Source organism: Mycobacterium sp. (assembly GCF_035499775.1).
Classification (GTDB): domain Bacteria; phylum Actinomycetota; class Actinomycetes; order Mycobacteriales; family Mycobacteriaceae; genus Mycobacterium.
In genome coordinates this window covers 1-9,956 of record NZ_DATJYB010000146.1, presented here as the reverse complement: position 1 = coordinate 9,956, position 9,956 = coordinate 1, and the positions used below count along the sequence as shown (strand labels likewise).

Annotated in this window: 6 protein-coding genes and 2 pseudogenes; 3 read left to right on the top strand and 5 right to left on the bottom strand. The window is 65.5% G+C overall.

Annotated features, from left to right (window positions below):
* Positions 1-197 precede the first annotated feature (197 nt).
* Positions 198-343 (top strand): annotated as a pseudogene (locus VML93_RS10155) (SAM-dependent methyltransferase); the annotation flags it as partial.
* 79 nt (positions 344-422) lie between these two features.
* On the opposite strand, the gene VML93_RS10150 reads toward VML93_RS10155, so the two are convergent.
* The 4 genes from VML93_RS10150 to VML93_RS10130 all read right to left on the bottom strand — a co-directional run bounded on the left by VML93_RS10150 (position 423) and on the right by VML93_RS10130 (position 5,022).
* Complete coding sequence (locus tag VML93_RS10150) at positions 423-1,148, bottom strand: transglutaminase family protein (RefSeq protein ID WP_325610189.1); 726 nt, start codon at positions 1,146-1,148, stop codon at positions 423-425.
* Between the two features lie 195 nt (positions 1,149-1,343).
* Complete coding sequence (locus VML93_RS10145; protein ID WP_325610187.1) at positions 1,344-2,042, bottom strand: N-formylglutamate amidohydrolase; 699 nt, start codon at positions 2,040-2,042, stop codon at positions 1,344-1,346.
* A gap of 12 nt (positions 2,043-2,054) precedes the next feature.
* A complete protein-coding gene (locus tag VML93_RS10140) occupies positions 2,055-2,762 on the bottom strand; it encodes a peptidase (protein ID WP_325610185.1) in 708 nt (235 codons plus the stop codon).
* Between the two features lie 940 nt (positions 2,763-3,702).
* A complete protein-coding gene (locus VML93_RS10130; protein WP_325610183.1) occupies positions 3,703-5,022 on the bottom strand; it encodes a cytochrome P450 in 1,320 nt (439 codons plus the stop codon).
* 53 nt (positions 5,023-5,075) lie between these two features.
* On the opposite strand from VML93_RS10130, the gene VML93_RS10125 reads away from it, so the two are divergent.
* A complete protein-coding gene (locus tag VML93_RS10125) occupies positions 5,076-5,720 on the top strand; it encodes a TetR/AcrR family transcriptional regulator (protein WP_325610181.1) in 645 nt (214 codons plus the stop codon).
* Between the two features lie 257 nt (positions 5,721-5,977).
* Entirely contained in the window at positions 5,978-9,205 is a 3,228-nt protein-coding gene (locus tag VML93_RS10120) for an ATP-binding protein (RefSeq protein ID WP_414686323.1), read from the top strand.
* A gap of 101 nt (positions 9,206-9,306) precedes the next feature.
* Here the strand turns inward: VML93_RS10120 and VML93_RS10115 are convergent.
* Positions 9,307-9,753, bottom strand: a pseudogene (locus VML93_RS10115) (FIST C-terminal domain-containing protein); the annotation flags it as partial.
* Positions 9,754-9,956 lie beyond the last annotated feature (203 nt).

Sequence of the window (9,956 nt, the reverse complement as noted above, 5' to 3'; positions counted from 1 at the left end):
CCATGCAACCACCACCAGAACGTCGCACGGCTCGGCGATGGGCAGCTCGCTACCAAGACTATCGCTTGGTCGTGGGATTTTGCCAGCGGCTCACCGTCGAAGCGAGCGAGTGCGATTTCCGTGATGAAATCCGTCGAGGGGTTGAAGCCCTGTCGTCTTGATGTCCAGCGTAGCGACCTGGTCCGACGGAACTCGATAGATGGAAACCCCAGCACAGCCCGGCGCCGGACGCGGTGCGGGCGCTGTTCGAAGGCGCCGGGTTCGCCGTCACAGACCAGCACCAGCTCCGGCGAGGGTGTGGACGGGGACCGTGTCCGACTTGATAACCGTCGGCACCAAGAGCCAAGAGTTTGGGCGATCACGTCGCCGCGTCGAGCTTCGGTTCCGTGCGCGGCGCCGCTGGAAGCGTGCGGCGGCTTGACTTAACCGGCGGGTACCTCGTCGGTCCATACCTTGAAGCTCGTCAATGTGTTGGGGCCGAACGTGTTGTTGAGCGCGACGTCGGCGGCGTCGCGGCCACGCGCGATCAACACTCTGCCGATGCGCGGGGTGTTGTTGCGCGCGTCGAAGGTATGCCACTGCCCACCGAGGAACACCTCGAACCAGGCAGCGAAATCCATCGGATCGTCCACCGGCGGCACACCGATGTCGCCGAGGTACCCCGTGCAGTAGCGCGCCGGGATGTTCATGCAGCGACAGAAGGCAACGGCAAGATGCGTGAAGTCACGGCAGACGCCGGTTCGGTCGTAAAAAGCTTCTAGCGCCGTCCGTGTCATGCGCGCGTGCTCATAGCCGAACGTGATGTGTCGGTGAACGTAGTCGCAGATTGCCTGAACGCGGCCCCAGCCCGGTGGTGTCTGCTCAAAGAGATTCCACGCCGTCTCCGACAGCTGATCGGTTTCGCAATACCGGCTGCCGAGCAGGAAGACGAGGGTCTCCTCGGGCAGGTCGGGCACGGGAATCTGTTGTGCCTGAGGAGCAATGGCGTCGGGGAGTCCAGTGTCGTTGACGAGCGCATCGGCCGACACCCGGGTGCGGCCCGTGGGCGCGACAATGCGGGTGCACCAGTTGCCGAAGCCGTCACGATAGGCTGCCATCGGGACTGGCGGGTCGACCACCAGGTTGTCGCGGCCGACCAGATCGGACACGCGAGTGAAGTGGACGTTGAGGTTGAAGATCATCGGGGTGGGCTGCGGGCAGTCGTAGATCATTTCGAAGCCGACGCGAATCTGCATTATTTCTCTCCGGTATTCGGTAGGTGTGGGCGCGCATGACCGCTGACCTGGGAGGTGGAAAAGGGTGCCACGTGTGCTCTTTCGCGCGAGGCGTGAATCATGGCATGCTCAGGCCGCACATGCCGTGCGTAACGAATCGATCAGCATGCGCCGCAACGCCGTCCAGCGCCGGCCCGCGGCGACGACTATGCCCTGATTGACCTCCAGTTCGATTCCGACGTAGTCGCTCTGCGCGAAGCGCCCACGCAAGTGCGAGGTCAACCCGTCTCCTTTGCCGGCATAGGGGTAATTGCGGCGTACGCGAAGTTCTGGAGCCAATGCCGTCAGTGTTTCCTTCCAGCGGGCGCACACCTCGGCTTCCCCGCGCCGGCCGGGGTGGTAGAGCAAGCCCACATCGGCGCCGCGCACCTTGCCATCTAGCTCCGCGGTAAAGGTGTGCGACGAAATGTGGATCACGCGATGCCCGCGCGCTACCGCCTGCCTGATGAGACGCTCGACCTGCCTGCGATAGGGCCGGTAATGCTGTTCGACGATCTGCGCCCGGGTCTGGGCCGGCGCGGCGCGGGTCACCGCCGAAAAAAGTTGTGGGTGGCCGATCGAGCGGTTGAGATCGATAAGCAGACGGCTGACGGTCGAAGCCACGAGGGGCGCGGCGAAGGCACTGGCGATTGCCTTCGCCATGACCAGCGACCCGGGATCGTAGCCACGGTGGGAATCCAGCAGCGCCCTTTGCCCCCGAAACAGACGCCGGTAGGGCGCGGGTATCCGGTTGCCGCCGTGTTCACAGGTGATGATGAAGGTATCCATCGTGACGACCCGTCACCACTGCAGCTCGGGTAAATGGCGAAACACCTGCCGCACACCTTCGCCCCATTGGTCGCTGAGGGCGGTGAAGTAGGGGTCCCCCTCAGCGAATCGCCGCCGCCACTGCACTTCGAGGCTGTCCCGTTCGTAGCAAATCAGGTCGATCGGCATGCCCACTGACAAGTTGCTGCGCATGGTCGAATCGAAGGACACCAAGACACACTTCGTGGCGTCTGCGAGGGGCGTGTGTTGCGTAATTACGCGGTCGAGGATCGGCTTTCCGTATTTGGTTTCACCGGTCTGTAAGAAGGGCGTGTCGGTCCCCGCTTCGATGAAATTGCCTTCGGCATAGGTCCGGAACAGCCGTATCGGCTCGCCGACGATCTGCCCACCGACGATGAACGAGGCATCGAAGCGGATGCTGTTCTCTTCCAGGTACCCGGCGTCGCGTTTCTCGATATCGCGCGTCGCGTCCGAGACGAGCCTCACGACGTCGAACATCGTCCGGGCACCCAATAGATTGGTGGCCGCCTCGCCGTCAGCACAACGCTGGGTCAATACGCCGATGACGGCCTGAGTTCCGGCCAGGTTTCCCGAACTCAGCAGAACGAGAACGCGGTCGCCGCGACGCTCGAATACCGTCATCTTGCAGAACTTGGCGAAGTTATCCACCCCGGCATTCGTACGAGAGTCCGAGGCGAAAATCATGCCCTTGTCGAGCATTACGCCTACGCAGTAAGTCACGCGATGAGCCTTCTGTGCAACCGACCGCTGTCCAAAGTGCACGTGCTTCTGGCTGGTGGCGGACGCGCAGGTGAGCGATCCGATGGTCCCGATGGTCGTAGCCCGGCCAGCATCAGAGTCCTCCGTAATACGGCGATCTTGATGTGCAGACGATCACCGGCATGTAAGGGCCTCGGAGCCAACACTCCTCAAGTTCTGCAGCGGACAGCTGAACTCATCCCGAACCAGCTGAGATTCTCAGCACCTCCGACGCTACACCCACGAGGACTAACCCGCCGAATCCCGTGTAGGGCGGCCCCGTGTGCAAGGCTCGCCAGCGTTGCTTTCCTCGCTGAGCAGTCGCTCGTGCCGAGCACTCCGCTGCAACCGCATGCCCGGGGATCACCATCACAGCTCTGCTGATCCCGGGACACCCAGAGCGCCTGCCGCACAGCACTTTCCGATCGACATCGTCGGTTGCGTAATCGCGCGGCAACGCATTGCCGTGCAGCGTATGGCCAAACGGCCAGCCTCACGGCACTGGCAGGTGATTAGGAACCCACGACCGCAACGCCGCACTGTCGTCCTGACACTGCCCAACACCCCTATAGGAGGCTGTGTGGACGAGACCGTCGCCAGGGCCGGAATGTTTCAGGGACTCGAGAGCGCCGTGGCCGCAGTAATCAAACAACTGCAGCCCGTCGACTTCGCGCGCCGGCGGACCGTGTTCGCTGAAGGAGAACCCGCAGACTCGCCACAGGTCCCTGACGACGCCAGTGGGCTGGCAGTCGACCCACGCATCCCGGATCGTATTCGGGCTAATCGGGTGGCGCTGGCCAATCAAATCCTCACCCAAGCTTCGGTGTGCTCGGCGTCGGTGACGACCAGCGCGTCAGACCCGCGAAGCGCTGCCCAGCGCCCGGTCGCCGACTGCGCAGACCTAATTGCGCTGAAGTACGACGCGCGCACCGCCGGCGGGCACGATTGTGACCGTGCTTCTGCCGATGCGCTCTGAGCGATCGGCGGTGGTTTGGACGCGCGCGTTGCGCAGAATCGTAGAAAGCACGATTCGGGCTTCGATAAGCGCGAACGCGGCTCCGAGACAGCGTCTGCGTCCGCCACCGAAAGGTATCCAGGAGTAGGTGGAGATGCGAGCGTCGAGGAATCGCTCGGGGCGGAAGACGTGCGGGTCGTCGTAGAGGTCGGGTCGTCGATTCACCAGGGTGATGTACGGAATGACCATCGTGCCTTTCGGGATGATCAGGTTGGGCAACTCGAAGTCCTCAGCGGCAAGGCGGCCGGTGATCGGAAAGACCGGACGCAGTCGCATCGTTTCCTTGACGACCGCATCGAGGTACTCGTCGTCGCCGTCGTGCGCGGCGGCCTCGAGACGAGCGAGCACGTCCGGGTGTCGGGCGATGCGTTCGAAGACCCAGGCGAGCGTCGTCGCGGTGGTGTCGTGACCACCGAGCAGCAGCGTCCGCATCGCGTCGCAGAGTTCGGCGTCTGTCATGACGGCGCCTTGCTCGTCGGGGGTGCGCAGCAGCACGCCCAGCACGTCGTCGCGGTCCAGGTCGCCGTTGTTGCGACGGGCGTCGATCTCCTCCCGCACAACCGCGTCGACCCCGGCGACCGCCCGGCGCATTCGCGGGAACGGGGCGTCCCACCCGTTCGGGCGGGAGGAAGCGATCATGGTCTGCACGAGGAATCGCCGAGAATTGCCCTCGCGCAGCAGCTCCACGATGGCCGTGCGCAGACGTTCCAAACGTGTGGGGTCGGTGACTCCGAAGACCGCCGCCATGATCACTTCCAGAGTGATCGATTGCATGGCCGGCAGCGCGGGAGTCGAAACGCCGTAGGGCCAGCTTTCCAGCGCCTGCTCGGTCTTGCGTCGCATTATTGCCTGATAGTTCGCGAGCGCATGTCCATGGAACGGCGGATTCTGCACCCGACGCCGGCGTCCGTGCTCTGCCCCGTCGACGTTCGTCAGCCCGCTCGGACCGAGCACCAGGGGGTGTGGCGAAGCCTTCGCCAGCGCCGCGCCCAGACGCAGAACGCCGGTGTCGGCAGTGAATACCCGCTTGACGTCGTCAGGATGGGTCAGACACAACCACGGCCCAGTCGCGGGCATCGGAACCTGGAACCGGTCACCTAGGGTTTCACAGCGGTCGGCGAATCGCGCTGGCGCGAGCCAATACTCCGCGGCGTTGAGGAGCGCCGGCCGGCGCAGTCGAGGCACATCGAGGGTTGTCGGGCTCATAGGATCACGTTCCTCTGTTGATACTGAGTTATGAATTGAGTATCATAGTAGCCATGCTGTCAATGGCCGAGATCCTGCGAGCTGGACCAGCGCCGGGCGAGGACGAGATGGTCGACCGAATCGCTTCTGCGGCGCTTGACCAGTTCGCCGCGTACGGCATCCGTCGTTCCACGATTGACGATGTGGCGAAGCGGGCCGGTGTCTCACGCGTGACGGTGTTTCGCCGGTTCACCACCAAGGAGCGCCTTGTGGAGTTCGTCGTCGCTCGCGAAATCCGCCACGGAATGCACGAACTCGACCGCGCCTGGGAAGGCGGGGGATCGCTGGAAGACCGGCTGGTGCATGGCTTCTCTTTCGCGATGCGGTTCACTCGCGGGCATCCACTGTTTGGGCGTCTGTTGCATAGCGAACCCGAAGTTGTCCTTCCGTTGGTGACCGTAGACGGAGGACCGGCACTCGCGCTTTACCGTTCCCTGATCGCGCACCGTCTTCGCGCCGAGGTCCAAGCCGGACGCGCGGCACCGGGCGATATAGAAGGTGCGGCAGAGGTAGTCGCGCGCCTGGCGATGTCGCTGCTGCTCACCCCCGACGGAGTGATCAACCTCGACGACCAGGATTCGATGCGTGCCTTCGTGCGCCTCGCGTTGTTACCGATGCTGCAACCGAACGACGAGCACGGCGGCGCTACGCGGCAATAGCCCGTACCGACGAAGAGCGCGCGGCACGATCACGGCAAGCCATAAGCCTGCAGACCCGTTGCCGAACGGCGTTGGTGCTCAATACAACACGCAGCGCACCTGACGTTTTTCCCGATCCCGCCGACTATGTCTCCCATGACGGCGATCGACCGATGGCGATCACCTGACCTCTGCGCCGCCCGATGCCCACCGAGGTGTTCATCGACGAGCGCGCGATACCTCCCACCCAGCCTTGCCGAGGGTGCCACGATATCGAGGTGACCGACGGTCGGGTGAGCTCGACGAGTGACGGCGACGGCCGCCCAGCGGGTGGGGCGTCGATCGACGAGTTGCTGGATCGCGCGGTTGCGGCGATCAACCGCGGTGATCGCGCCGCCGCGACGGCTTTGGCGGGCCAGGTACTAGCCGCGGACAGCGCAAACGCCGAGGCAGAGGACTTATTGGCCGCGCCCAGCGATCCGGGCGAAATCCGGCGGCTGACCATTTTCTTCGCCGACCTGGTGGATTCGACGGTGTTGTCGACTCGGGTGGAGCCCGAGACGTATCGGCTCCTGGTGGGCCGCTATCGCGAGCAGGTGCTGCGCGCCGTGAACCGGTATGAGGGCCACATCGGCTCCACCAAGGGCGACGGACTGCTGGCTTTCTTCGGTCATCCGATCGCCCACGAGGACGATGTTCGCCGGGCGGTGCAGGCGGGGCTGGAAATCACCCGGGAGGTGGCGCGACTGAGTGATCAGGCGCGGCGGCGCTTCGGGACTGAAATCAACGTCCGGGTTGGCGTGCACCGTGGGCTGGTGTACCTGGACACCGCCCAAGACGACGTCTACGGGTTAGCCGCCAACCTCGCTGCGCGGGTCTCGGGCCTGGCCCCACCGGGCGCAGTCGTGGTCTCCGAAGCGGTAGGGGCGTTGATACGCAACCACTTTGAGTTGGAGGACCGCCCGGCAGCGCTGGTGAAGGGCGTCGAGGAACCCATCAACCATTACCGCGTCGTGGCTGAGCGCGCCTCAGCGCGCAAGTCGGGTCACGGCCCGTTGGTGGGCCGCGACGCAGAGTTGGCCCAGCTGGAACAGGCTTGGGCACAGGCGCAGACCGGCACGTTGAGCACTGCGGGTGTGGTGTTGCGGGGCGAGCCCGGAATTGGGAAGTCCCGGCTGGCGGGCGCGGCCGCCCAACTGGTCGAGGCTTCTGGGTCGGTGGTGCTGGAGTTGGTCGGGTCGCCGTTTCACACGGGCGCGGGCCTGCATCCGGTGCGGACGTTGTTGGAGCGTCGCTCAGGCATCGACCGCCGCACCGATCAAAAACAGCGGCTGCGGTTGCTGGACAACGAAATTCGCGCGCGCGGGCTGGATCCGCAAGGCCTTGTGCCGTTGTTGGCGCCGGTACTGGGCATCGATGCGGCGGCCGATTACGAGCAGGTGGCGGCAGAAGGCCGAAAACTCTATGAGCTGATCGCGCAGGCGGTACAGACCTATCTGCTGGCGTGCATCGGCGGCGGTGCCGGGCTGGTGATAGCCGAGGATGTGCACTGGTTCGATCCCTCGACTCGCGAGGTGCTCGACGCACTGCTGAGCTCCGGTAAGGGTCGGCTGCTGGTGGTGGTCACGGGTCGGCCCGGTGAGTGGCTGCCGGCGGAGTGGCCGTACCCGGTATTCGATCTGGCGCCTTTGACCGACGGGCAGACCAACGCACTGATCACCGCGCTGGATCCGAACCTCAACGCCGATCAGCGAGCAGCGGTGGTGAGGCGTTGCGACGGCGTTCCCTTCTACATCGAGCAGGTCGTCAACGGAGTTGGCGAGGCCGGGGTGCCCGAAATGTTGTACGAGCCGTTGTTCGCCCGGCTCCGCGCGAGCCCGACGGTGGTGCCGGTGGTGGAGGCGGCGGCCGTCATCGGCCGCGAGATCGACCGGGACCTGCTGAACTCCGTGGTCGACCTGCCCGACGACGACGTCGATGAAGTCATCGATCAGCTCGAAGATGCGCTCGTGCTCGAACCGTGGGGAACCGGCACGTGGCGGTTTCGCCACGAATTGTTGCGCGAAGTCGCCGCCGAATTGGCGCCCCCGAGCGTCCGCCGAGGGCTGCACGCCAAAGTGGCCGACGTCCTGAGCGGCGGTGCGGGCGGCGAGCCAGATTGGGGGCTGGTCGCCGGCCACTACGAGCGAGCAAACCGGTTCGACCAGGCGGCAGTCGCCTACCAGCAGGCGTCCAACGATGCGCGGCTTCGCGGCGCGCTGGCCGAGGCCCTCGGCTACCTCACTCGGGGTCTCGCGCAGCTCGACCACGCCACACCCGGCCCGGACCGCGACCGCCGCGAGACCGCGCTGCGGATTGAGAGAGGATTTCTCACCTCGGCCGCGGAGGGCTATCAAAGCCGGGATGCGGCCGCGGACTTCGAGCGGTGTCTCCAGTTAAGCGGCACCCTGCGCGACGACGAGCTGTTCGCGACATTGATCGCCCTGGGGAACTACTACCAAGTCCGGGCCGACCTGCGCCGGGCGGCACAGGTGATCGAGTCACTAAGGAGGGGCCTCGAGGGGCAGCAGTGGGCCCGCCCGAAGATCGACATCTTGTTCGGGACGATGGCGTATCTGCGCGGCGATTTGAATGCCGCCGCTTCCGCCCTCGAGGCGGCAACCGCGGGCGTGGCCGCCGCAGACCAGCACAGGGTCGACGCCGAGTGGTTTCGGGTCAGCGAGCCGATCTCGTCGGGCTGCCTGCACCTGGCTTTGGTCGCGCTGGCACGCGGCGATCTTACGAGAGCGGAGGCCGAGCTGGCCCGGTCGGCACGCCTGGCCGCAGGGTTCGGCTTCCCCGAGGGTCCGTACCTGCGCGCCTACACCCGGTCCATGGAAACGTGGCTGCGCGTCGAGGCCGGCCAGCTCGACCGTGCCGCCCTCGTGGCCGCAGACATGATCAATGAGGGCGAGCGGCACGGCTTGGACATGTGGCGGCTGGTGGGTGCCCATTGGCAGGCCGTTGTCGGCGCCCTGGCCGCGCTCGACGCCGACGATCTCGACCCGACTGACCTCGGGGCGCACATCGCGACCATCACCGCGTTCCTCGACACTCTGCGCACGAGCGAGGTGAACATCTACACCACCGTCTTCGACGGCGTCCTCGGGCGGCTGTTGATCGCCGCCGGCCAACCTGAGGCGGCCCGCGAACGCCTGGACATCGGGCTGGCGCTGGCCCAAGCCACCGGGATGTGCTTCTACGATGCCGAACTATTGCGGCTTCGCGCCCAGACCGACGACGAGCCGGCCGCACGCCACGCCGACATCACTGCCGCCCTCGAACTCGCCCGCCGCCAGGGCGCGACCCTTTTTGAATTGCGCGCTGCCCTAGACGATTTCGAGCTCCGCGGGAACCCAGCCGCTGCCGCCGTCGCCGTAGCCGCTAAGCGCATCCCTGCCAACGACGAGTGGCCGGAACTGGTGCGGGCCAAAGCCGCACTCTCTGGACAGTCGCAACGAATCTGAGCTGCGGTCACGTCACCGGTCACCGCGCCAAGCTTGTCGCTGAAAAGTCGCTACCAGGCGGGCATTTCGCGTAGTAGATCAGCCAGCGTTCAGGCAGCGGCTCATCTCGTGTCGTCGAGGAACAACGCCATCGACGCGGTGAATGCGTGCAATGCGTTGCGGCCGGCGATTGGGCCGATCTCCCCGGCGGCGAAGAAGCCGGCGAGTGGAACCCCGCCCAGTAGGTCCTCGATCGTCGACGCGTCGTGGTCGGCGACCCCGAACATCCGCCGCCCACGCCCGTTGCAGGTGAACAACAGCGCGCCCACCGGACGCCCGGGCAGCTCCGCGCCCGCCCGCTCCACGGCCAGGCGCAGGTCCTTGTCGGCCCCCGCGGCATCGCGTACCTGGAACTGCACGGTCGCGCCGACCTCGACCACCTCGCCGATCTGGATCGCCCCGGTCGATTGGTCGGCGCCGAGCAAGCCGCGGATCATGAAGTCGCCCTGACCCGGAGCCGCCAGGTGCTCGTCGACGACGATCCCGACCTGCAGGCCATGGCTGACCAGCCAGCTCCCTCGAATTTCGATTCCACACTTGGGATTTCGCTATGGCTACCGGTCGGCAGAGCGTAGTCTGAGAGCCGGTGTCCGGGTATGTGCTGGGGGTTTGCCGCAAGCTCGTCACGCGGAAGGCGTGGCCATGCGACCTTCGTCGAACCGTTGCGCTACCGGGCCCGATGCCGGAATCCTCGATCGACTCGTCTGCTACA